Origin of the sequence: Longispora sp. NPDC051575 (genome assembly GCF_040681875.1) — a bacterium.
Lineage (GTDB): Bacteria > Actinomycetota > Actinomycetes > Mycobacteriales > Micromonosporaceae > Longispora.
Genome location: NZ_JBFAZP010000008.1, coordinates 568,350 through 592,027, shown reverse-complemented (window position 1 = coordinate 592,027; position 23,678 = coordinate 568,350). Strand labels below are relative to the sequence as shown.

Annotated in this window: 20 protein-coding genes and 1 pseudogene; 5 read left to right on the top strand and 16 right to left on the bottom strand. The window is 71.1% G+C overall.

Going from position 1 to position 23,678, the window contains the following annotated elements:
• Positions 1-67 precede the first annotated feature (67 nt).
• Positions 68-1,735 (bottom strand): choice-of-anchor A family protein, encoded by a 1,668-nt coding sequence (locus tag AB0M43_RS26855; protein ID WP_363728513.1) that lies wholly within the window; start codon positions 1,733-1,735, stop codon positions 68-70.
• 394 nt (positions 1,736-2,129) lie between these two features.
• On the opposite strand from AB0M43_RS26855, the gene AB0M43_RS26850 reads away from it, so the two are divergent.
• Positions 2,130-3,131: a phosphatase PAP2 family protein gene (locus AB0M43_RS26850; RefSeq protein WP_363728512.1), complete on the top strand. Its 1,002-nt coding sequence runs from the start codon at positions 2,130-2,132 to the stop codon at positions 3,129-3,131.
• Between the two features lie 54 nt (positions 3,132-3,185).
• Here the strand turns inward: AB0M43_RS26850 and AB0M43_RS26845 are convergent, their stop codons facing one another.
• The 3 genes from AB0M43_RS26845 to pyk form a co-directional block, all read right to left on the bottom strand.
• Positions 3,186-3,635 carry an Rrf2 family transcriptional regulator gene (locus AB0M43_RS26845; RefSeq protein WP_363728511.1) on the bottom strand — a complete coding sequence of 150 codons (450 nt, stop codon included), beginning with the start codon at positions 3,633-3,635 and terminating at the stop codon, positions 3,186-3,188.
• Between the two features lie 21 nt (positions 3,636-3,656).
• The gene (locus AB0M43_RS26840; RefSeq protein WP_363728510.1) at positions 3,657-4,532 is read right to left on the bottom strand and encodes an acyl-CoA thioesterase II; all 876 of its coding nucleotides are present in this window, start codon (positions 4,530-4,532) and stop codon (positions 3,657-3,659) included.
• Between the two features lie 282 nt (positions 4,533-4,814).
• On the bottom strand, positions 4,815-6,242 hold the full coding sequence (pyk, locus tag AB0M43_RS26835; RefSeq protein ID WP_363728509.1) for a pyruvate kinase: 1,428 nt from the start codon (positions 6,240-6,242) through the stop codon (positions 4,815-4,817).
• 233 nt (positions 6,243-6,475) lie between these two features.
• On the opposite strand from pyk, the gene AB0M43_RS26830 reads away from it, so the two are divergent.
• From AB0M43_RS26830 to AB0M43_RS26815, 4 genes are all read left to right on the top strand, one after another.
• Positions 6,476-6,907, top strand: a complete 432-nt coding sequence (locus AB0M43_RS26830) for a CBS domain-containing protein (protein WP_363728508.1) — start codon at positions 6,476-6,478, stop codon at positions 6,905-6,907.
• A gap of 128 nt (positions 6,908-7,035) precedes the next feature.
• The gene (locus tag AB0M43_RS26825) at positions 7,036-7,317 is read left to right on the top strand and encodes a prevent-host-death protein (RefSeq protein ID WP_363728507.1); all 282 of its coding nucleotides are present in this window, start codon (positions 7,036-7,038) and stop codon (positions 7,315-7,317) included.
• A 163-nt stretch (positions 7,318-7,480) separates the two neighbouring features.
• Entirely contained in the window at positions 7,481-7,789 is a 309-nt protein-coding gene (locus tag AB0M43_RS26820) for a type II toxin-antitoxin system RelE/ParE family toxin (protein WP_363728506.1), read from the top strand.
• 72 nt (positions 7,790-7,861) lie between these two features.
• Entirely contained in the window at positions 7,862-9,046 is a 1,185-nt protein-coding gene (locus AB0M43_RS26815) for a DNA sulfur modification protein DndB (RefSeq protein WP_363728505.1), read from the top strand.
• A gap of 47 nt (positions 9,047-9,093) precedes the next feature.
• On the opposite strand, the gene AB0M43_RS26810 is transcribed toward AB0M43_RS26815, so the two are convergent.
• From AB0M43_RS26810 to AB0M43_RS26755, 12 genes and pseudogenes are all read right to left on the bottom strand, one after another.
• Positions 9,094-10,503: a glutamate synthase subunit beta gene (locus AB0M43_RS26810; protein WP_363728504.1), complete on the bottom strand. Its 1,410-nt coding sequence runs from the start codon at positions 10,501-10,503 to the stop codon at positions 9,094-9,096.
• Complete coding sequence (gene gltB / locus AB0M43_RS26805) at positions 10,496-14,890, bottom strand: glutamate synthase large subunit (protein ID WP_363728503.1); 4,395 nt, start codon at positions 14,888-14,890, stop codon at positions 10,496-10,498. Before gltB ends, AB0M43_RS26810 begins: the two co-directional genes overlap by 8 nt.
• Positions 14,891-15,023: 133 nt before the next feature.
• Positions 15,024-15,350 (bottom strand): hypothetical protein, encoded by a 327-nt coding sequence (locus AB0M43_RS26800; protein ID WP_363728502.1) that lies wholly within the window; start codon positions 15,348-15,350, stop codon positions 15,024-15,026.
• 121 nt (positions 15,351-15,471) lie between these two features.
• Complete coding sequence (locus tag AB0M43_RS26795) at positions 15,472-15,906, bottom strand: hypothetical protein (protein WP_363728501.1); 435 nt, start codon at positions 15,904-15,906, stop codon at positions 15,472-15,474.
• Positions 15,907-16,131: 225 nt separating this feature from the next.
• Positions 16,132-16,920 (bottom strand): WecB/TagA/CpsF family glycosyltransferase, encoded by a 789-nt coding sequence (locus AB0M43_RS26790; RefSeq protein WP_363728500.1) that lies wholly within the window; start codon positions 16,918-16,920, stop codon positions 16,132-16,134.
• On the bottom strand, positions 16,920-17,915 hold the full coding sequence (locus AB0M43_RS26785) for an NAD-dependent epimerase/dehydratase family protein (RefSeq protein WP_363728499.1): 996 nt from the start codon (positions 17,913-17,915) through the stop codon (positions 16,920-16,922). Before AB0M43_RS26785 ends, AB0M43_RS26790 begins: the two co-directional genes overlap by 1 nt.
• Before the next feature lie 46 nt (positions 17,916-17,961).
• Entirely contained in the window at positions 17,962-19,101 is a 1,140-nt protein-coding gene (gene lgt / locus AB0M43_RS26780; protein WP_363728498.1) for a prolipoprotein diacylglyceryl transferase, read from the bottom strand.
• A gap of 37 nt (positions 19,102-19,138) precedes the next feature.
• Positions 19,139-19,942: an indole-3-glycerol phosphate synthase TrpC gene (gene trpC / locus AB0M43_RS26775; RefSeq protein WP_363728584.1), complete on the bottom strand. Its 804-nt coding sequence runs from the start codon at positions 19,940-19,942 to the stop codon at positions 19,139-19,141.
• 163 nt (positions 19,943-20,105) lie between these two features.
• On the bottom strand, positions 20,106-20,588 hold the full coding sequence (locus AB0M43_RS26770) for a Trp biosynthesis-associated membrane protein (RefSeq protein ID WP_363728497.1): 483 nt from the start codon (positions 20,586-20,588) through the stop codon (positions 20,106-20,108).
• Positions 20,589-21,049: 461 nt separating this feature from the next.
• Positions 21,050-22,537, bottom strand: a pseudogene (locus AB0M43_RS26765) (anthranilate synthase component I); the annotation flags it as partial.
• Positions 22,534-22,878: a phosphoribosyl-AMP cyclohydrolase gene (gene hisI / locus AB0M43_RS26760; protein ID WP_363728496.1), complete on the bottom strand. Its 345-nt coding sequence runs from the start codon at positions 22,876-22,878 to the stop codon at positions 22,534-22,536. The pseudogene AB0M43_RS26765 and the gene hisI, both read right to left, overlap by 4 nt.
• Positions 22,875-23,627 carry a hypothetical protein gene (locus AB0M43_RS26755; protein ID WP_363728495.1) on the bottom strand — a complete coding sequence of 251 codons (753 nt, stop codon included), beginning with the start codon at positions 23,625-23,627 and terminating at the stop codon, positions 22,875-22,877. The genes hisI and AB0M43_RS26755 overlap by 4 nt, the downstream gene beginning before the upstream one ends.
• Positions 23,628-23,678 lie beyond the last annotated feature (51 nt).

Sequence of the window (23,678 nt, the reverse complement as noted above, 5' to 3'; positions counted from 1 at the left end):
GGTCGTGTCGTCCCACGGACCACCGGAGGCGCGTTCGGGACGCGCCTCCGGTGGTCGGGTCAGTGCCCTAGTCGGTCACTCTCCGTCGCAGTGCGAGCAGCAGGCCCACACCCGCCAGGACCATGCTCACGGCCACTCCGACCAGGAGCCCGATCCTGCCGCCGGTCACGACGAGGCCGTCGGGTCCGGGTCCGGGGGTGGTGGGAACCACCACGGGGGTACCGGTCGTGGGGCCGTTGGACATCGACGGGACCGGGGTGGGGGTGGCCGTCGGGGTGGCCGTGGGCGTTGCGCTCGGGCTCGGGCTGGAACTCGCGCTCGGGCTGAGACTCGGGCTCGGACTCAAGCTCGGACTAGGACTCAGGCTCGGGCTAGGACTCAGGCTCGGGCTAGGACTCAGGCTCGGGCTAGGACTCGGACTCAAGCTCGGGCTGGGACTCGGGCTGGGACTCGGGCTCGGGCTAGGACTCGGGCTGGGACTGGGACTGGGACTCGGGCTCGGGCTCGGGCTGAGACTGGGGCTAGGACTCGGGCTCGGACTGGGGCTCGGGCTGAGGCTCGGACTCGGGCTCGGACTCGGGCTCGGGCTGGGACTCGGGCTCGGGCTCGGACTGGGGCTCGGGCTCGGGCTCGGGCTCGGGCTGGCGCTAGGGCTCGGGCTCGCCGTAGGAGTCGGAGTCGGGTTGCCGCACCGGGGCAGATCCCCGTCGAACGGATACGAGTGCAGCTCCTGCCCGCCACCCCCGCTCACCAGCGAGGCGTGGGTCAGCCCGCCCGTGGTGAAGAACCGCCCGTTCATGCCGGGCATCCGGACCGTGGTCATGCTCGCGGGGTTTCCGACGAGCACACTCCCCTGGTACTGGCCGGCCCCGTCGAACGCGATCGTGTCCGCCGAGGGCACGTTCCACAGCAGCTTCTGGCGGAACGGCTTCCAGTTCGCCTCGGCCCCGCTCGTGGTCCGCACGATCAGGGTGCCGGTCTTGACGACGTTGATCAGGATCGTGGCCGCGGCCGGCATGTTCGCGAAGACCATGTCCACGGCGCTGGTGCCGTTGGCCGCGACGATGTCGGCGTCGACGTTGATCACCTGGAGCATCGAGCTGCCGTCGCCGGTGAAGGTGGCGGTCGAGAACTCCACCTTGAAGGTGCCGGTCGGGGCGACCCGACTGGTGTCGGCGTAGCACTTCGAGGCGGTCTCGAGCTCGCCGCGCAGGTTGGCGTACCCGGCGACGGCGTTGACGTCCTTCACCGAGGTGTCGGTGACGTTGCCGGTCAGCGTCCCCGCGTACCTGACCACGCCCCCGTCGGCCGCCAGCGTCTGGTTGGCCGCGACGGACACGTTGCCGCCGACGGTGAGGTAGTCCGTGTTCGGCGAGGGCGGGACCCGCGAACCCGCGCCGACGACCCCGACGTTGTAGATCAGGCCGCTGGTCGTGTCCTTGTTCATGTCGAAGTTGCCGAGCACCACGATCTTGCCCTCGGACTCGGCGACCTTCTCCCGGACCAGGTAGTCGGCGCCGACGAAGGTGTTGATCCCGTCGTCGTACGACACGATGGGGTCGCTGTTGGGGTCAGTCCAGTTGGCGGGGCACTTGCCCGGCACGCAGGGCCCCAGGCCGCCCGGCAGCGGGTCGGCGAAGCCCGGCAGTCCCACCGCCAACGAGAACGCCGTCGCCGCCGTGAGCCCGACGGCGATGGCCGCCGCGCCCATTCTGGTTGTGCGGTCTACCCTCACGACGCCCCCCGAGGCCGATGGGTCAAAGCGCCCCAAGGGTATCTATTCCCTTTTATTCCGCAATCACGACACGCGAAGAAAAACCAGCCCACAGAATGAGAAAAAGCCGGGCGGCCACCACGGGCCGCGCGGCTCTGATCCGTGCGGCACGGGGCCTCTTCCCACGCGGTTCGGAGCCCCCGTCCGCCACCGCCGACGGGGGGCGAAACGGGCCGACCATCATGGAACGCCGGCCCGGCGCGCCGGCCCCCGTGAGCCGGGTCTCCCGCCGTTTACCGGCGCGACGTCCGTCGATCAGGCGAAGTACGATCCCCGGATGCTGAATTCGGGGATTGTAAGAGACATTCGGCGAGTCCTTCGTCCGGAAGAATGTCTTTTCCTGTTCTTTGGTGTGGTGCTCATCGTCCTCATGGTCTACACGGGCGAGGGCTACGCCACACTGCTCGGTCTGGTCAGCGACGTCCGGTTCCCCGCGATCGTCGCCGGCATGTGCGCCGTGGTCTACGCCCGGGCCTACTGGCGGGCCCGCCTCGACACCGTGCACCCCGCGCTCCTCAATCCCCGGGTGCACGGCGGGACCGGCCCGTGGCCGGCGAGCCACCGGCACCGGGCCAACGCCGGCTGGCGCACCCTCGGCCGCACGCTCCGCGAGTTCAGCCCGCTGTTCGCGTGCATGGCGATCTACGAGGCGCTGCACGACCTGACGCCGATCCTGCGCCCCGACGTCGTCGACCGGCATCTGGTCGCCATCGACCACGCCGTGTTCGGTACGGACGTCAGCCGGTGGCTCAACGACCACATCGGCTCGCCCCAGATGACCACGATCCTGACGTACTGCTACGTGAGCTACGCGTTCGCGCCGCCGGTCTACGCCGGGCTGCAGTACCTGCGGGGGCGGATGGACGCGTTCCGGGACTTCTCGCTGGCCATCGCGATCACCGCCTTCATCGGGTACTGCGGCTACCTGCTCGTCCCCGCCGTCGGCCCGTACATCTTCCAGGCGCACCTGTACCCCGACCCGCTGACCGACTGGGGGCACGGCGGGCTGCTGGACACCCTGAACAAGATGAAGGGCAGCGCCCGGGACGCGTTCCCCAGCCTGCACACCGCGATGACCACGGTCGTGCTGGGCCTGATGTGGCGGGACGCGCGCCGGCTGTTCTGGACGTACCTGCCGGTCGCGCTCGGCCTGTACGTCTCGACCATGTACCTGCGGGTGCACTACGCCGTGGACGTCGCAGCCGGGTTCGCGACCGCCGCGCTGGCCCTGTTCCTCACCAGCCGGATCAACTCGTGGTGGCACAACCGGAAGCCGGCGGTCCCGGAGACGGCCCCCGTCACGGCGGGCATCCCCCGGCAGCGGGCGGGCTCCGCGCGGGAGAAGACCCCGGTCTGACAACGCGGTGCCGGGTGGCCCGGCCCGCGCGTACCCGGAGAAGGGCTCTGTGGTCTAGGACCAGGCGGCCGGGTCGGCGGCCAGCGCCGTGATCCGCTCCGGGAGCTTGCCGGCCGCCACGTCCGCGACGGTGACCTCCTCCAGGATCTGCCGTTCGGCCGCCCGGAGCGCGATCCAGACCTCCTGGAGCGCCCGGGCGGTGCCGGTGTAGCCGAGGTCCTCGGGCCGGTGGCCGCGCACGTTCGACAGCGGGCCGTCGATCACCCGGATCACCTCGGCGAGGTGGATGTCGGCGGCGGGGCGGGCCAGCCAGTAGCCGCCCTCGGGGCCGCGCTGGGCGTTGACGATCCCGCCCCGGCGCAGCTGCACGAGGATGCTTTCGAGGAATTTGGGCGGAATGTCCTGGGCGCGGGCGAGCTTTTCCGCCGTCACCAGCTTCTCACCGGACGCGGCGAGCTCGGCGCAGGCGCGCAGGGCGTAGTCAACCCGGGCGGAGAGTCTCATGATCGGAGGGTACGGCCTCCGTCAGCCGACGCGCCGGAGGAGTCCCTCTTGTACGGCGCTCGCCACATGCCGGCCGTCCCGGGTGAACATCCGCCCGTTGGCCAGGCCCCGGCCCCCGGAGGCCGACGGGCTCCAGCAGTCGTACAGGAACCACTCGTCCGCGCGGAACGACCGGTGGAACCACAGCGCGTGGTCCAGGCTCGCCCCGATCACCCCGCCCGGTCCCCACACCTCCCCGTGCGTGGACAGCACCGAGTCCAGCAGGGTCAGGTCCGAGGCGTAGGTCAGCAGGCACGCGTGCAGCAGCGGATCGTCGGGCAGCGTGCCGTCGAACCGCATCCAGACCCGCTGCCGGGGCTCCGTCGGCCGGTCCCCACTGCGGGTCCAGCCGGACTCGCCCACGTACCGCACGTCCAGCGGCCGGGGCACGCCCGCCCAGATCTGGGCCCGCTCCGGGTACTTCTCCAGCTGCTCCAGCATCGTCGGCAGCTCGTCCGGCCCGGGGACCAGGTCGATCGGGGAGTCGCTCTGGTGGTCCATCGGGTCCCGGCCGCCCTCGTCGCGGTGGAACGAGGCCGACATGAAGAAGATGGGCTTGCCGTGCTGGATCGCGGTCACCCGGCGCACCGAGAAGGACCGGCCGTCGCGGATGTTCTCCACCGAGTACACGATGGGGATGGTCGTGTCGCCGGGCCGGACGAAGTAGCCGTGCAGGGAGTGCACCCTGCGGTCCGGCTCCATGGTGCGGCCGGCCGCGACGAGGGCCTGGCCGGCGACCTGGCCGCCGTAGACCCGCTGGGGGCCGACCGGGGGGCTGATGCCCCGGAACATGTTGACCTCGACCCGCTCCAGGTCCAGGACCTCCAGCAGGGCGTCGAGCGCCTCTTGACCGACCATCGCCACAGCGTCATCCCACTTCGTTCGATGCCGCGAGGCGGCGGATCCACGGTGCCGCGTCGCTGCGGCCACGCCCCCGCCGGGCGGCGGACCACGGTGCCGCGCGGCGGCGGCCACGCCCCGACTAAGCCGCCACCGACGGCCCACGGTCGCCGGGGCCGGTTGCCCCACGCGGCGACCACGGTGCCGCCGGGCGGCGGACCACGATGCTGCCACGCCGCGGCCCCCGGTGTCACGCCGCGACCGCGACGGACCCCGGTGCCGCGACGGCGGCCGGGCTACCTACCGATTCTCCGTCAGGTCACCCAGGCGGTGCAGGCGGATCGTGTTCGTGGAGCCGGGCGTCCCGGGGGGCGAGCCGGCGACGATGATCACCGAGTCGCCGAGCGTGGCCACCCCGAGGCCGAGGAGCGCCGAGTCGACCTGGCGGAACATCTCGTCGGTGTGCTGCACGAACGGCACCAGGAACGTCTCCACGCCCCAGGACAGCGCCAGCTGGCAGCGCACCGAGGGTTCGGGGGTGAACGCCAGCAGGGGCAGCTCGCAGTGCAGCCGGGCCAGCCGCCGGACCGTGTCGCCGGTCTGGCTGAACGCGACGAGGGCCTGGGCGTCGACCGCGTTGGCGATCTGGAACGCGGCGGCCGTGATCGCGCCGCCGGGGGTCTTCGGGGCGTGCCGGAGCTTCGGGGCCTTGAGCTCGCCGGCCTCGGTGGTCTCGATGATCCGGGCCATCGTGGAGACGGTCAGGATCGGGTACTTGCCGACCGAGGTCTCCCCCGACAGCATGACCGCGTCCGCGCCGTCGAGCACCGCGTTGGCGACGTCGGACGCCTCGGCGCGGGTCGGGCGGGAGTTCTCGATCATGGAGTCGAGCATCTGGGTGGCGACGATGACCGGCTTGGCGTCCTCGCGGCACATCTGCACGGCGCGCTTCTGGACCAGGGGCACCTGCTCCAGCGGCAACTCCACGCCCAGGTCGCCGCGGGCCACCATGATGCCGTCGAACGCGTCCACGATCGCGTCGAGCCGCTCGACGGCCTCCGGCTTCTCGATCTTGGCGAGGACGGGCACCCGGCCGCCGGCCTCGTCCATGATCTCGTGCACGAGCTTGATGTCGTCCGGGGACCGCACGAACGACAGCGCGACCATGTCGACCTTGAGGCCGAGCGCGAACCGCAGGTCGGCCGCGTCCTTCTCGCTCAGCGCGGGCACGGACACCGCGACGTTGGGCAGCGAGATGCCCTTGTTGTCGGACACCTGGCCGCCCTCGAGGACCAGGGCCTCGATGTCGGTGCCGCCCTCGACCCCGAGGACCTCCAGCGCGAGCCGGCCGTCGTCGATCAGGAGCCGGTCGCCGGTCTTCACCTCGGCGGGCAGCTTCTTGTAGGTGCAGCTCACCCGCTCGGCCGTCCCCAGGACGTCGTCGCTGGTGATGACGACCCGGTCGCCGTTGCGCCACTCGACGGGGCCGTTGGCGAACTTGCCGAGCCGGATCTTCGGGCCCTGCAGGTCGGCGAGCACCCCGACCGCGCGCCCGGTGGCGTCGGCGGCCTCGCGGACCAGATGGTACACCCGTTCGTGGTCCGCGTGCGTGCCGTGGCTGAAGTTCAGGCGGGCGACATCCATTCCGGCCTCGACGAGGTCGCGGATGCGCTCGGGGGTGGAGGTAGCAGGGCCGAGAGTGCAGACGATTTTCGCGCGACGAGTCACGTGTTCGAGCCTAGTCGGGGTGTTAGCCCAGCGTGACGCCGGTCTCCGTCGTCCCACGATGAGAACCATGACGTCCATGGCGAAAACCCCGCATAAGCATTTAATTCGAACCCATCGATGGGTACCGGCGGGCCGGTCGGGAAACCGAAGTGAGCGGATTTCGGATCCGACCTGCGGCGGTCCGTGCCAGGCGGCATGCTCAGGAGACGGGGAGGACCAGCCGAGGAGGGACCATGAGCAGCGCGCGGGACATCATGCACGCCGGGGTGGAATGCGTACCGGAGATGGAGACCCTGGACCGTGCGGCCCAGATGATGCGGGACCGCCAGGTCGGCTCGCTGCCCATCTGCGGGGCCGACAACAAGTTGAAGGGCATCATCACCGACCGCGACATCGTGGTGAAGTGCGTGGCGCACGGCCTCGACCCGTCGAAGGTCACGGCCGCCGAACTGGCCCAGGGCCGGATCTTCTGGGTGGACGCGGGCGCCGACGAGGACGAGGTCATCCAGATGATGCAGGACCACCACATCCGCCGGCTGCCCGTGATGGACAGCGACATGATGCTGGTCGGCATGATCAGCGAGGCGGACCTGGCCACGCACGTGTCGGAGGAGAAGCTCGCCCGGTACTGCAACGCGGTGTACTCGGCCCCGCCGAGCATGTAGCGCCCCAGGCCCCTGGTAGCGACACTTTGCGAAAAGGTGTCGCTACCAGGCCGTTTCGCAAGCGCGCGGCTGCCGGGGTCACTCCCTCGAACATGGCGTACAGAACGTACAGCCCGTACAGTCGAGGCATGTCCGAGGTAGCGCGCGAACTCACCGTCACCGACGCACGGGAGCAGCTCGCCAGGGTGGTCAACGAAGCGGCCTACGCGGGTGCGATCACCTATCTCACCCGGCACGGGCAGCGGATCGCGGCCATCGTTCCGGTCAATGTGGCCGTGGCCGCCGAGGAACTCGAAGACAACCACCTTGCCGCGCTGGCACACGACGCCCTGACGCGCATCGAGAGTGGCGAACCCACCGTCGAGTGGTCGGCGCTACGTGCCGAACTCGACGAACCCGAGGAGATCTAGCCGCTCGGCTCTCATTTACGCGCGCTTCTGCGCGTAAAAACTCCCCTACGCGTTGCCATGCGTCTTCGCATGATGCTAGCCTGACATGTCATTCGGACACCTAGCCATGCTCGTGACTAAAACGACGCCAGGCGCTGAGCACGCAAACGGAGCATTTCTGTTCATGAGCTCGCATATCCCCGAGCATGGCACTCACGAACCCTCCGCACCCCTGAGAATCGAACTCGACCCAGAGGCGGCGCGGCAGCTCCGCAAGCTCGACCGGGCGACCCGCACTCGGATCGGCACAAAAATCGACGGCCTGAGCGTGAATCCCCGCCCGGCCGGCTGCACCCCGCTCGTCTCCGACCCCCGCCTACTACGCCTCCGGGTCGGCGACTGGCGCATCGTCTACATGATCAACAACGGTTCACTGACCGTGCTGGTGGTTGCCATCGCGCACCGCGACAGCGTGTACCGCACGAAATCCTGACCACAGCCCGGCAATGAGTTCCCTGTCGCCCACATCGGGAGTGAAACCACCGTGTCGCCCGTAGTCTCCACAGTGCAAGAACACCCCACGCTGGCCGCCGCACAGGCAGCCGCCCACGATGAGGCCAGTGCCACCGGTGCCCGAATCTTTCCCGGCATCGTCTTCCGTCAGGGGGAAAGGACCGTCATCTCGACGAGCTTTCCCATGACGTTCATCGCCAAACACATCCGGTTCGACTCGGCGACCAAGGGCGGCAACCCCAAGGACGCGACCAACCGTCCCCTGATGACCGACCACGCCCGGTCCATTCGGGACTATGTCCTGGCCAACAGCTCCTACTACATGCTTCCGCCGGTCACCTTGAGCGCGGGCGAGCTGCTGTCGGTCCACGCACCGGTCAGCAAGGCCCCCACACGTACGGGATTCATGGTCATCCAGGACGAGACGAGGTTCAGCATCACCGACGGGCAACACCGCATCGCCGCGTTGGTCGGGCAGATTGGCGGGCGGGGTCAGTCCGGCGGCGCGGTCGAGATCAACGAGGATCTCCGCACCGATGGGCTCGCGGTGATGATCGTGTTCGAGAATGTCCGCGAGAGGATCCACCAGGACTTCGCCGACGCGGCCCAGACGAAGCCGATCCCGGCCAGCCTCCTCGCGGCGTACAACATGAGGGAACCCATCAACAGGGTCCTGTCGAGGTTCGTCGCGGAGACTCCCCTGTTCTGCGGGCGAATCGACCAGACCTCGAAGACGCTTCCGAAGATGTCCCAGTCGGTGTTCCTACTCAACCAGGTGCGCGCGATGGTGAAGGAGCTGTTGTTCGGCGACTACGCCATGAGCGAGGACACCTTAGCGCCCAAAGCCGCGCAGCTCCTCGGACGGGAGCAGCAGCAGGATGTGTTCGTCAGCCGGGCGACCGAGCTCGTGCAGATCCTCACCGAGCATATGGAACCGTGGAAGTCGATCGTGGCTCTGCCCGAGACCGGGGAGACGAATCCCATCCCCGAATTCCGCCAGCAGTACATCAACATGACCGCGACGGGGCTCAACGTGATCGGCCGGATCGGCTTCGTGGCCAAGGATCTTCCAGACGAGGAGCGGCACCTGCTCTATCGGAAGCTGGCCACAGAGGTGGACTGGCGACGCGAAGCAGCGATCTGGCAGAACAAAATCATCTCCGGAGGAAAGATCCAGACTCAGAGGGGACCTGTCACGGCAGCCGTTCTGGCCGTTCGCACGACGATCGGCATCTGAGCGGCCCGGGGGCCTGGCCGGATAGCGGCCCGCCCCCGGACTCCGCACTACACAGCGAGTGCCCGTGATGCGGGGCTGACCGGCGCGGGCAGCGCCCCCGGCGCCCCCAGGTAACTGTGGATCGAAGAGGCCGCCGCGCGCCCCTCGGCGATCGCCCACACGATGAGCGAGGCCCCCCGGTGCGCGTCCCCGGCCACGAACACGCCGTCGACGGCCGTCTGCCAGTCGTCGGCGGCCGGGATCCGACCGCCCTGGGCGAGGCCGAGCGGCGAGTCGGTGCCGGCGAACCCGATCGCGAGGAGTACCAGGTCGGCGGGCAGCACCCGGGTGGTACCGGGCACCGGGGTCGCGACCCGGTCCACGACGGTCACTTCGTCGATCCGCACGCCGGTGACCCGGCCGTCGGCGCCCTCGAACTCGGAGACGGCCACCCCGAAGGCGCGCTCGCCGCCCTCCTCGTGCGCGGCGTAGTCCCGCAGCAGCCAGGGCCAGGTCGGCCACGGGTCGCGTTCGCCGTCGCGGCTGGTGGGCGGCACCGGGTACCGGTCGAGCTGGGTCACGGAGGCCGCGCCCTGCCGGTGGGCGACGCCCAGGCAGTCGGCGGCCGTGTCCCCGCCGCCGATGATGACGACGTGCTTGCCGGCGGCGTCGATGGCCGGCTGCTCGCCGAACGCGATCCACCGGTTGGCCTCGACCAGGTGTTCCATGGCCTGGTGCACGCCGGAGAACTGCCGGCCGGGGGTGTCGACCTCGCGGCCGGCCAGGGCCCCGACGGCGAGCAGGACGGCGTCGAACTCGGCGCGCAGGGCCGCCACGTCCGTGACCTCCACCCCGCAGGAGAACACGACGCCCTCGGCGCGGAGCTGGTCGAGCCGGGCCTCCAGGACCGTCTTCTCCAGCTTGAAGTCCGGGATGCCGTAGCGCAGGAGCCCGCCCGGGGCGTCGTCGCGCTCGAACACCGTCACCGCGTGCCCGGCCCGGACGAGCTGCTGCGCGGCGGCGAGCCCGGCCGGCCCGGAGCCGACGACGGCCACCCGCCGCCCGGTGGACAGGGACGGAAGGAGGGGCGCCAGGGACGCCCGGTCCCCGATCGCCTGCTCGACCTGCTTGATCGTGACCGCGTCGGACGCGATGCCGAGCACGCACGCGGCCTCGCACGGGGCGGGGCACAGCCGGCCGGTGAACTCCGGGAAGTTGTTCGTGGCGTAGAGCTGCTCGGCCGCCGCGTCATAGCGCCCGGTGCGGACCAGGTCGTTCCAGTCCGGGATCCGGTTGCCGAGCGGGCAGCCGTCGTGGCAGAACGGGATGCCGCAGTCCATGCACCGCGACGCCTGGGCGGTGAGCAGCTCGTCGGACGCGGGCAGGTAGACCTCGCGCCAGTCGGAGATCCGGACCGGCACCGGCCGGCGCGGGGCCGTCTGGCGGCCGTGGGTGAGGAAACCCTTCGGATCAGGCATGGACGACCTGCCTTTCGGAAACCACGGCCAGCGCCGCCTTGTACTCCCGGGACATCACCTGGGTGAACCGCGCCGGGTCCCACTCGGACAGCAGGAGCGCCGCCGTCGTGGAGCCGGTGAGTTCGAGGTGCTGGGCGACGATGCCCTTCAGAGCGGCCGGATCCGCGACCGGCTCCAGGTCGACCAGCTCGCGGTTGACCATGAGCGGGTCGAGGTCGAGCACGTACGCGACGCCGCCGGACATGCCGGCCGCGAAGTTGCGCCCGGTGCGGCCGAGGACGACGACGGTGCCGCCGGTCATGTACTCGCAGCCGTGGTCGCCCACGCCCTCCACGACGCCGAGCGCCCCGGAGTTGCGGACCGCGAACCGCTCGCCGACCTGGCCGGAGGCGTGGAAGGCACCGGACGTGGCGCCGTACAGGATGGTGTTGCCCGCGATGACCTGCGCGGACGCGGCGAACCGGGCGGAGACGAACGGCCGGAGCACGATCCGCCCGCCGGACAGCCCCTTGGCGACGTAGTCGTTGGCGTCGCCGTACAGGCGCAGGGTGACGCCGCGCGGCAGGAACGCGCCGAACGACTGGCCGGCCGTACCCCGCAGGGTGATGTCGATCGTGCCGTCGGGCAGGCCCGCGCCGCCGGCGTGCCGGGTGACGGCGGAACCGAGCAGAGTACCCACCGACCGGTCGGTGTTGTGCACGTCGACGGTGGCCCGCAGCGGCCGGCCCGGGGTCCACCGGGACACCAGGTCCAGGTCGATCTTCGACAGGTCGTGGCTCTGGGTGGTGGTGCGCCGCCGCGCGGAGTCCACGTCCGGCATGTGCAGCACCGGCGCGAGGTCGAGGTCGCCGGAGGTCTGCCTCAACAGCTCGACCCGGCCCACGGCCTCGTCGATCGACCGGAGCCCGAGGGCCGCGAGGTACCCGCGGACCTCCTCGGCGAGGAACAGGAAGAAGTTCTCCACGAACTCGGGCTTCCCGGTGTAGCGCTCCCGGAGCACCGGGTCCTGGGTGGCGATGCCCACCGGGCAGGTGTCCAGGTGGCAGACCCGCATCATGACGCAGCCCTGCACGATCAGTGGGGCGGTGGCGAAGCCGTACTCCTCGGCCCCGAGCAGCGCGGCCACGACCACGTCCCGGCCGGTCTTGAGCTGGCCGTCGACCTGCACCGTGACCCGTTCGCGCAGGCCGTTGAGCAGCAGGGTCTGCTGGGCCTCGGCGAGCCCGAGCTCCCAGGGCGCGCCGGCGTGCTTCAGGGAGTTCATCGGCGAGGCGCCGGTGCCCCCGTCGTGGCCGGAGATCAGGATGACGTCGGCCTTGGTCTTGGCCACGCCGGCCGCGACGGTGCCCACGCCGACCTCGGACACCAGCTTGACGTGGATGCGCGCCGCGTCGTTGGCGTTCTTCAGGTCGTGGATGAGCTGAGCCAGGTCCTCGATGGAGTAGATGTCGTGGTGCGGCGGCGGCGAGATCAGCCCGACGCCGGCCGTGGAGTGCCGGGTCTTGGCGATCCAGGGCCAGACCTTGTTGCCGGGCAGCTGGCCGCCCTCGCCGGGCTTGGCGCCCTGGGCCATCTTGATCTGGATGTCGTCGGCGTTGACCAGGTACTCGCTGGTCACGCCGAACCGGCCGCTCGCCACCTGCTTGACGGCGCTCCGTCGCTCAGGGTCATAGAGGCGCGAAGGGTCCTCGCCGCCCTCGCCGGTGTTCGACTTGCCGCCGAGCCGGTTCATCGCGATCGCCAGGTCGGTGTGCGCCTCGGCGCTGATCGAGCCGTAGGACATCGCGCCGGTGTTGAACCGCTTCACGATCTCCGACGCCGGCTCGACCTCGTCCAGCGGCACCGGCTCCGTGTCGGTGAAGCCCAACAGGCCGCGCAACGACCCGCTGTCGGCGGTCAGAGCGTCGACCTTCGACGTGTACCTGCGGAACACGTCGAACTGCTTCGACCGCGTCGCGTGCTGGAGCAGGAACACGGTCTCCGGGTTGAACAGGTGCACCTCGCCGTCGCGCCGGTACTGGTACTCCCCGCCCGTGCCCAGTTCCGTCGCGCCCCCGTGGGCGGCCGCGTGCCGGCGGGCGACCGCGTCGGCCACCCCGTCCAGCCCGATGCCGCCGAGCCGGGCGGTGGTGCCCGCGAAGTACCGGCCGACGAGTTCCGTGGACAGGCCGATGGCCTCGAAGACCTGCGCGCCGCAGTACGAGCTGACGGTGGAGATGCCCATCTTGCTCATCACCTTGAGCACGCCCTTGCCGAGCGCCTTGACCACGTTGCGGGTGGCCTTCGCCGGCTCCAGGGCGAGCCCACCGGTGCTGATCAGGTCCTCGACGGACTCCAGGGCGAGGTACGGGTTGACCGCCGCCGCCCCGTACCCGATGAGCAGGGCGACGTGGTGCACGGCCCGGCAGTCGCCCGACTCGACGACCAGCGACGCCCGGGTGCGGGTCTGCTCGCGGACCAGGTGCTGGTGCACCGCCGCCGTGAGCAGCAGCGACGGGATCGGGGCCAGGTCCGCGGTGGAGTCGCGGTCGGACAGCACCAGGATCCGGACGCCGTCCTCGATCGCCTCGGACACGTGCCGGCAGATCTCGGTGATCCGGGCCTTGAGGCCGGCCGCGCCGTCGGCGACCCGGTACAGCCCGGAGACCCGGACGGCCTGGAAGCCGGGCAGGTTGCCGTCCTCGTCGATCGACAGGATCTTGGCCAGCTCGTCGTTGTCGATCACCGGGTAGGGCAGGGTGATCTGGCGGCAGCTCGCCGGCCCCGGGTCGAGCAGGTTGTGCTCGGGCCCGATGGTGGTCGCGACGCTGGTGACCAGCTCCTCGCGGATCGCGTCCAGCGGCGGGTTCGTGACCTGCGCGAACAGCTGGCTGAAGTAGTCGTACAGCAGCCGGGGGCGCTTGCTCAGCGCGGCGATCGGCGTGTCGGTACCCATCGAACCGAGGGGTTCCGCGCCGGAGGAGGCCATCGGGCCCAGCAGGAGACGCAGCTCCTCGGCCGTGTAGCCGAAGGTCTGCTGCCGGCGGAGCACCGAGGCGTGGGTGTAGACGATGTGCTCGCGCTCCGGGAGGGTCTCCAGGTGCATCAGCCCGGCGTGCAGCCAGTCGGTGTAGGGCTGCTCCGCCGCCAGGGACGCCTTCACCTCGTCGTCGGAGACGATCGTGTGCGCGGCGGTGTCGACCAGGAACATCCGGCCCGGCTGGAGCCGGCCCTTGGCGATCACGGTGGCCGGGTCCAGGTCCACGACCCCGGCCTCGCTGGCGAGGATGACCAGGTCGTCGGAGGTGCGCCACCAGCGGGCGGGGCGCAGGCCGTTGCGGTCCAGGACGGCCCCGATCTGGGTACCGTCGGTGAACGCGACACAGGCCGGCCCGTCCCAGGGCTCCATCAGCGATCCGTGGAACTGGTAGAACGCCCGCTTCGCGGGGTCCATGTCCGGGTCGTTCTCCCAGGCCTCGGGCACCATCATCAGCACCGCGTGCGGCAGGCTCCGCCCGGACAGGTGCAGCAGTTCGAGCACCTCGTCGAACGTGGCGGAGTCGCTGGCCCCGGGGGTGGCGATCGGGAACAGCCGCCGGATCCGGCCGGGCAGCACGGTGCTGTCCAGCAGGGCCTCGCGGGCGGCCATCCAGTTCCGGTTGCCCTTGATCGTGTTGATCTCCCCGTTGTGCGCGACGAGCCGGTACGGGTGCGCCAGCGGCCACGACGGGAACGTGTTGGTGGAGAACCGGCTGTGCACCAGCGCCAGCGAGCTGACGATCCGGGGGTCGGTCAGCTCGGTGAAGAACGTGCCCAGCTGGGCGGGGGTGAGCATGCCCTTGTAGACGACGGTCCGGGTGGACAGCGACGGGAAGTACAGGGGCGCGCCGCGTTCGCGGGACTCGCGCTCGGCCTGCTTGCGGACGCAGTACACGACGCGTTCGAGGTCCATGCCGCTCTTGCCCTCGTCCGAGGCGAGGAAGACCTGCCGGATCAGGGGCATCGCGTCGACGGCGTCCTGGCCGAGGCCCGTCTCGTCGGTGGGGACGTCGCGCCAGCCCAGGATGTGGGCGTGCTCGGCGATCGCGAACTTCTCCAGGACCCGGGTGTCGTCGGTCTCCATGAACACGAGGCCGGTGGCGTAGTGGCCGGGCGGCGGGAGGTCGAAGTCGACCGTGGCCCGGTAGTACGCGTCCGGGATCTGGATCATGATGCCCGCGCCGTCGCCGGTCCCCGGATCCGCGCCCTGCGCGCCCCGGTGCTCCATGCGAACCAGGGCGGAGAGCCCCTTGCGTACCACATCGTGGGACGCGCCACGAAGGTCCGCCACGAAGGCGACGCCACAGGCATCGTGTTCGTTGGCGGGATCGTAAAGGCCCTGGAGTGCGGGGATGCGGGAACCAGGCATCGAGCCTCCTGACGCGGTCGCATGGTGGCGGGACAGCGTCGGCCCGGTAGGTGGAACTGAGTGTACGCGACCGGAGGTGTCTAGCAGTACACCCGTCTTGTGATCAAAGTAACGAGCGGATGAATTGGCACATTCAGAATAGTCGCGACAACAGCTCGGCACCCAGATACGCCACCGGAACACCCGCCAGCAGGCCCGCGGCGAAGAAGACCCAGCCCGCCCGCGGCACCCGGTCGCGGGACGCGCGGATCCAGTGGTCGACCTGGGAGACGACGAGCAGCAGGGCCGCCGAGAAGACGATCAGCACGAACACCCCGACCGCGAACCGGCCCCACCACGGCAGGTCGTCGGGGAGCAGCCGGGCGAGCAGCCAGGCGAGGACCGCGGCGGGCACGTAGAACACCAGGGCCGCGCCACAGCCGGCGGTGCGGACGCCGAGGTTCGCGCCGGCGGGCAACATGGCAGTAGCGTACCGCCGGGAGTCACTGTGTGTAATGTCGGAAATCCGTCGCGGCGCGAGGTTTAGGCCGCCCGCCGTCCCCCACGGAAAACACGCGACGGGTACGGCGGGCGGCGCGGCCTCAGCAGAGCATGTCGCCGCAGCGGGCGCGCAGGATCGCGACCGAGTACCGGGTCAGGCTCTGTCCGCCCTGGCTGTAGGTGACCGTCGCGTAGATCTCGCTGTCGAACGCCCCGCCCGGCACGGACACCGCGCAGGCCACCGAGGACGAGGTGCAGCCGGTGATCACGGAGGTGTACGGCCCGCTGATGTTCCACGAGTAGGTGTAGGAGCCGGAGAGGTTCTGCACCTGGAAGGCCACGTTGTAGGTGGTCGCCGGCATGCTGTCGTGACAGCCCGCGCTCCAGGTGAAGATCGTGCCCGGCGCGATGCGGCAGCCGAACGTCTCGTCGCCGAACGCGGCGGCGGCGGGCGAGGTGGCGCCCAGGGTGAGGGCGGTGGCCGAGACGACGGCCGCGACGAGGCCGACCAGTACGGAACGCAGGCGAGACTTCATGGGAATCTCCGCTCTGGGGGGAATGTCGGGCGAGCCTAGCAACGCCGGGAGCCATCATTCAAGAGGTCTTGAACGTTGATCATCCATCGAAGATGAAGAATGGCATACCCGGCCCGGCGGTTCGGTCGCAGACCGGGTGGAGGGTGCCGGCCGGGGTGGGGCGGGACAGCAGGAAGCCCCGGCCACCACGTCGGCGGCCGGGGCTTCTCGTACCCGAAGAAAGGGTTATCGCAGGAAGGGTTTGCGCTTGCGGGTCTGCCACAGGTACGCCGGGTTGTTGCGGAAGTAGCGCCGCCACAGCCGCTTCGGCTCCTTGGTCAGCCGGAACGCCCACTCCAGGCCGCGCTTCTGGATCCAGGCCGGGGCCTGGGGCACGAGCCCCGCGTGGAAGTCGAACGCCGCGCCCACCCCGAACAGCGCGGGCGCGTCCAACCGGCCGACGTGCGCCGCCATCCACCGCTCCTGCTTCGGCGTCGACAGCCCGACCCAGACCAGCTCGGCCCCCGAGGAGTTGATCTCGCGGACGATCGCGTCGTCCTCCTCGGGCGTCAGCGGCCGGAACGGCGGGGAGTGCATCCCGACGATCTTCAGGCCGGGGAACCGCTCCGTGAGCTTCGCGGCGAGCAGCTCGGGCACGCCGTCGTTGCCGCCGTAGAGATAGGAACCCCAGCCGCGTTCGGCCGCGCGGGCCAGGACGGTGAGCATCAGGTCCGGGCCGTAGACCCGGGTCATCCAGTCCGCGCCGGCCTGGTGGCCCGCCCACACCATCGGCATGCCGTCGGGCGTGGTCAGGCCCGACTCGTTGTGGATCCGCAGCAGGTCGGCATCGCGCTGCGACTCCATCACGCCGTGCACGCCGGTGACGCACACGTAGTGCCGCTCGCGCTGGTCGACCCAGCGGGTGACCTCCTCGACGGCCATGTCCATGTTGACCGCGGACACGCCGACGCCGAGGACGTCGACCCGCTGGATCGGCGGGGCCTGCCCCTCCGACCGGGGATGCAGCCCTGACATCAGTTGGTGTACGCCAGACCCGCGGCCCGGGCCTTGGCCTGCTCCAGGATCCACGCGTACGTCTGGGCGATGCCGTCGCGCAGCCGCGTCGAGGGCTCCCAGCCGAACTCCTTGAGGATCAGCGTGTTGTCGCTGTTGCGGCCACGGACGCCGAGCGCGCCGGGCACGTGCTTGTAGCTCAGCTCGACGCCGGCGATGTCGGCGACCAGGGCGTAGAGCTCGTTGATCGTGACGACCTCGGAGGAGCCCACGTTGATCGGCTCGTCGAAGTGGCCCCGGGTGACCCGGAGGATGCCGTCGACACAGTCGTCCACGTAGGTGAACGAGCGGGTCTGCAGGCCGTCGCCCCAGATCTCGATCTCGTGGTTGCCGGTCAGCACGGCGTTGGCGACCTTGCGGCACGCGGCGGCGGGGGCTTTCTCGCGGCCGCCGTCCCAGGTGCCGTTCGGGCCGTAGATGTTGTGGAAGCGGGCGATCCGGGTCGCCATGCCGTAGTCCTCGCGGAAGTGCCGGGCGAGGCGCTCGGAGAACAGCTTCTCCCAGCCGTAGCCGTCCTCGGGCATGGCCGGGTAGGCGTCCTCCTCCTTCAGCGCGACGATGTCGGCGTCGGTCTGCTTGTCGGCCGCGTAGACGCAGGCCGAGGAGGAGTAGAAGAACCGGTCGACGCCGGCCTCCTTGGCGGCCATCAGCACGTGGGTGCTGGTGAGCACCGACAGCATGCAGGCGGCCTTGTTGTTCTCGATGAAGCCCATGCCGCCCATGTCGGCCGCCAGGTTGAACACCTCGCCGGCCCCGCCGTCGACCACGGCGCGCGCGTCCTGCAACAGGGAGACGTCGGCGACGACCTCCTCGGCGGTGTCGAACCTCTGGTACCACTCGTTGAGGGGTTTGATGTCCACCGCTCGGACGGTCTTGCCCTCCGCGAGGAGTGCCCTGGTGAGGTGTCCGCCGATGAACCCGCCGGCCCCGGTGACTACCGCGTCGATCTTCGCCATGCTTGAGGGTCTCCCATTCTTTTCCGCTCGACCCAGGATACTCGCGTTACTTCTGTTCTGTTTTATCCACGTTTGTCGCCGTCTCGGCGGGGGCTCCGGCGGGCTCCGCCGGCTCGGGATCCCCGTCGGTGTCGGGCTCGACGGCCGCCGCGTCGGCCTCGGCGGTCGTCGCCTCGGCGTCGGGCTCGGTGTCGGGCTCGGCGGCCTCGGGCCCGGAGGTCTCCGGGTCGGGCGCCCCGGGGTCCGGATCCTCGGACCCGTCGTCCTCGCGGTCGCCGTCCACCTTCGCCGCCGTGCCGGGCTCCGGCTCCCAGTCGAGGGGTACGGGGCGCAGCTCGTCGCCGATCGTGACCAGCTTCTCCTGGGGCATGCCGCGCTTCACCACGAAGTACGCCAGCGCGCCGAGGAACACCGCGATCGAGACCCACACGTTGATCCGGACACCCAGGAACTCGTTCGCCGTGTCGGTGCGCATCGCCTCGATCCAGGACCGGCCGGCGGTGTAGCCCATCACGTACAGCGCGAAGGCCCGGCCCCAGCCGAGCTTGAAGCGCCGCTCCGCGAAGATCACCAGGCCCGCGACCCCGACGTTCCACACGGCCTCGTAGAGGAACGTGGGGTGGTAGAGGCCGTCCTTGAGCAGCGGCTGGTTGTCCGGGCCGGTGAGCGCGCGGCCGGTCGTCGAGTCCCACTCGTGCACCTGGAGACCCCAGGGCAGGGTGGTCGGACCGCCGAACAGCTCGTTGTTCACCCAGTTGCCGAACCGGCCGATCGCCTGCGCGACGGGCAGCCCGGGGGCCAGCGCGTCGGCCACCATCCGCAGCGGCAGGCCCATCCTGCGGCACGCGATCCACGCGCCCAGGGCACCGCCCGCGACACCGCCCCAGATGCCGAGGCCGCCCTCCCAGATGTAGAGGGCCTTGATCGGCTCACCGGCCGCACCGAAGTACGCCTGCGGGGAGGTGACCACGTGGTAGAGCCGGGCGCCGACGATGCCGAACGGCACCGCCCACACCGCGACGTCGAGCACCGCGTACTTCGGCGCGCCCCGTCGGCGCATCCGTACCTCGGTGATCCAGCAGGCCACGACAATGCCGAGCACGATGCAGAGCGCGTAGCCCCGGATCGGCAGCGGACCGAGGTGCCACACGCCCACGGAGGGGCTGGGGATCGATGCCAAATTCACCCGCGCACCTTACCCCGCACTCCCCCCGCTGGCGAGATCAGCGTGCCGGCCGTGGCGTCGCCGGATGGTTGCCGGCGTTCACCAGTTCCTTCACCGCGTCCTTCGGGCTCTTCTGGGTCACCAGGCCCTCGCCGACCAGCACCGCGTCCGCGCCCGCCGAGGCGTACCGGATGAGGTCGTGCGGACCCCGTACCCCGGACTCGGCGATCTTGACGACGTTGTTGGGCAGCCCCGGCGCGATCCGCTCGAACGTCGACCTGTCGACCTCCAGGGTCTTCAGGTTGCGCGCGTTCACGCCGATCAGCCGGGCACCGGCCTCCAGGGCGATGTCGGCCTCGTCCTCGTCGTGCACCTCGACCAGAGCTGCCATGCCGAGGGACTCGATCCGTTCGAGGAGCCCGACGAGCACGTTCTTCTCCAGCGCGGCCACGATCAGCAGCACCATGTCGGCGCCGTAGGCCCGGGCCTCGTGCACCTGGTAGCTCGACACCACGAAGTCCTTGCGCAGCACCGGCACGTTCACCGCCGCACGCACGGCCGCGAGGTCGTCGAGGCTGCCGCCGAACCAGCGGCCCTCGGTGAGGACGCTGATCACCCGCGCCCCGCCGTCCGCGTACTGCGCGGCCAGATCCGCCGGGTCGGGGATGTCCGCGAGGGCACCCTTCGACGGCGAGGAACGCTTCACCTCGGCGATCACCCCGACCCCCGGGGCACGGAGTGCCGCATAGGCGTCGAGCGCCGGCCGAGCGGCGGCTGCGCGCTCCTTGACCAGCTCTAACGGAACCTGCTGTTGGCGGGACGCGACATCTTCGCGAACCCCGGCCAAAATTTCGTCCAGCACACTCACCGCGGACTCCCCTCTCCGGGCGCCATGCGGCCGATCGTAGGGCCAGGAACTCAGGGACCCGGACCCGGGGTATGTCCCACCTCACGTCACGGAATCGTGCATAATGCGCGACCTCTTGGCGACTCGGGCGTTAACCTCGGATCTTTTCACCGCGTTATCAGGATAAGTGGTGACCATCCGGGCGGGTGGGGTCCTCCCCCCGATCCAGGGCCGACCACATGTCGTCCTTCCGCTCCGTTCCGCGCTCGTAGCGCGCGCCCATGGTCGGCCAGCCCGCGCCGAACCGGAGGGTCGCCGCGCCCGCCGCGCACAGCGCCAGGCCGGACAGCGCGTTGCCGGCGGGCAGGAGCACCCGGGCCGCGCCGTCGGCGTCCAGGCCGTACCCAGAGGCCGCCAGGACGCCCAGGCCCGCCAGGACCAGGAGCGCACCCACCAGGCGGCGTCCGAGGCCCCTGGTGGCCAGCAGGGCGCCCGCGCCGGCCATCGCCACGACGGCCGAGGGGTTGAGCCACCCGGTGGTGTCCGCGCCCGAGCGGGTCAGGCGTTCCGCGGGGAGCGGGTCGGGGCGGGCGACCAGCTCGACCAGCCAGGGGCGGGTGCCCAGCCAGAGGGCCAGACCGGCGAAGACCAGGACACCCACGACGGTGTACGCGAGGCCACGGCCGCCGGTGAGGCGCGCGGCCAGGGAACGGTCCCCGGCCGGGTGGTCCCCGGCGGGGTCGCGCGGTGCGGCGCGGTCGCCGGGGGGCCGCTCCGACGCGTGGTCCGCCGGGGATGGCGCGTGGCCCGCCGGAGGTGCCGCGTGGCCCGTCGGGGGTGCCGTGTGGTCCGCCGGAGGTGCCGCGTGGCCCGTCCGGGGTGCCGTGTGGTCCGCCAGAGGTGCCGCGTGGCCCGTCCGGGGTGCCGCGTGGCCCGTCCGGGGTGCCGTGTGGTCCGCCAGAGGTGCCGCGTGGTCCGTCGGGGGTGCCGTGTGGTCCGCCGGGGTCGGGTCCGGGTCGGCGGCCATCAGCCGGTCCCCTGCCACCCGTCGGCGACCTTCGCGCCGGCCGGCGGGGCCGGGTGCCCGTGGGCCGGCTCGGCGGGCGTCGTCGGGCCCGCCGGGCGCATCGTGCCCGCCGAGGCGATCGCCGACAGCACCGCCGCCGCCTTGTTGCGGGTCTCCAGGTCCTCCGTCGCCGGGTCGGAGTCCGCGACCACCCCGGCCCCGGCCTGCACGTACGCCCGGCCGTCGCGGATCAGGGCCGTGCGGATCGCGATGGCCATGTCCAGGTCGCCGGCGAAGTCGACGTAGCCGACCGTGCCGCCGTACAGGCCGCGCCGGGTCGGCTCCAGCTCCTCGATGATCTCCATCGCGCGGACCTTCGGGGCGCCCGACAGCGTGCCGGCCGGGAAGGTCGCGGTCAGCGCGTCCAGGGCCGTGCGGTCCGGCTCCAGCTCGCCGACGACCGTGGACACGATGTGCATCACGTGGCTGTACCGCTCGACCTGGAAGAACTCCGGCACGTGCACGCTGCCCGGCACGCAGACCCGGCCCAGGTCGTTGCGGCCCAGGTCCACGAGCATCACGTGCTCCGCGCGCTCCTTGGGGTCCGCGAGCAGCTCGTGGGCCAGCGCCGTGTCCTCCTCGGGGGTGGCGCCGCGCGGCCGGGTACCCGCGATCGGGTGCAGCAGGGCGCGGCGGCCGGTGACCTTGACGTGCGCCTCCGGGGAGGAGCCGACGATGTCGAAGTCGTCGAACCGCAGCAGGTACATGTACGGGCTGGGGTTCGTGGCCCGCAGTACCCGGTAGATGTCCAGGGGGTCGGCGTCGGTGTCCGTCTCGAACCGCTGCGAGGGCACGATCTGGAAGCACTCCCCGGCCCGGATCGCCTCCTTGGCGACCTCGACGGCCTTGCCGTAACCGCCCTCGGGGGTCCGCCCGGCGACGTGCTCCGCCGGCATCCTCGTCATGGTGGCGACCATCGGCGGGGTGGGCTGGGCGAGCGCGGCGGCCATGGCGTCGAGCCGGCGGACGGCGTCGGCGTAGGCGTCGCCTCCCGAAGCGCCGGCCTCGGGGAGGATGGCGTTGGCGATCAGCAGGACCGAGCCGTCCAGGTGGTCCAGGACGGCCAGGTCGGTGGCCAGCAGCATGCCCAGTTCGGGCAGGTGCAGGTCGTCCTCCGCGATCACCGGGAGCTTCTCGATCCGGCGCACGATGTCGTAGGCCAGGTAGCCGACGAGGCCGCCCGTGAGGCTCGGCAGGCCCTCCACCCGGGGCGAGGCCAGCAGCTCGGCGGTCGCGCGGAGCATCTCCAGCGGATCACCCTCGACGGGTACGCCGGCCGGCGGGTCCCCGAGCCACACGCCGCGCCCGTCGCGCTCGGTGAGCGTGGCGCAGGACCGGACCCCGATGAAGCTGTACCGGGACCAGACGCCGCCCGACTCCGCCGATTCGAGCAGGAACGTGCCCGGCCCGCCGGCCAGCTTGCGGAACATCCCGACCGGGGTCTCCGCGTCGGCCAGCAGCCGGCGGGTCACCGGCACCACCCGGCGGCCGGCGGCCAGTGCGTGGAACGTCGCCTCGTCCGGGAGGATCTCGCCGGTGGTCATGCCAACTCCAAAGGGGTGAAGAAGCAGCTCGGTGCGCCGGTGTGGCAGGCGGGACCGGTCTGGTCCACCTTCAGGAGCAGGGCGTCGCCGTCGCAGTCCAGGTCCACGGACAGCACCCGCTGGACATGACCGGACGTGTCGCCCTTGACCCAGTATTCCCCTCGGCTCCGCGACCAGTACGTCGCCCGGCCGGTGGCCAGGGTGCGGCGGAGCGCCTCGTCGTCCATCCAGGCGAGCATCAGCACCTCGCCGGTGTCGTGCTGCTGGGCGATCGCGGCCACCAGGCCGTCGGCGTCGCGTTTCAGTCGGGCGGCGATCTCGGGTGCCAGAGTCTCGGTCACGAGGAGTGATTCTTCCTGATGTCGTATCGGTACGTGCCCCAGCGGGCCACGAACGGCCGGGACCGCCGGTCCGCGCCCACCCGGTCGAGCAGGTCCACGGTCAGCCGGCCGATCGCCGCCTGGGCCCGCTTGCCCGCCAGGATGCCCGAGGACCGCAGCTCGAACCGGCCGTAGGAGCCCGCGTCGACCCGCAGCCAGCGGGCCGCCCCGAACGGGTCGGAGAACGCGTCGACCCGTTCGACCGCGTCCACGGGCAGCCGGAGCTCCTGCCAGTCCTGTCTGCGGCCCTTGGCGCGCAGGACGAGCGTCGCGCCGCCCAGGGTCACCTCGACGTCGGACAGCACCGTCCGGCGCAGCCAGAACACGCCGCCGACGATCAGGACGAGCAGGACCGTCAGGTACAGGAACGGGGCGCCCACCGCGAACCTGCGGGCCGCCGCGTTGCCGATCAGGCCCAGGGTGGCGAACAGCGTGACCATCCCGAGCAGGCCGAAGCCGAGCCCCGCGACGATCGAGCCGGACAGGGTGGTGGTGCGCAACTGGTAGCGCTGGGCCTGCGCGGGCGGCGGCCCCGGGCGGCGCGGCCGGCCCCGGGCGCGGTCCACGGACCAGCCGACGGTGTGCGCGAGCAGGTAGCCGGCCACGGCCCCGGCCAGGCCGCCCCAGCCGGGCCAGCCGGCGAGGGCCCCGACCGCGACGAGGACGAGCATGCCGGCCACCCGCGCGGGCGCTCGGTTCCACCAGGCCATGTCATTCCCCTTCGCCGTCGTCAACATATGCGAGGGCGGGGGTGGCCGCCC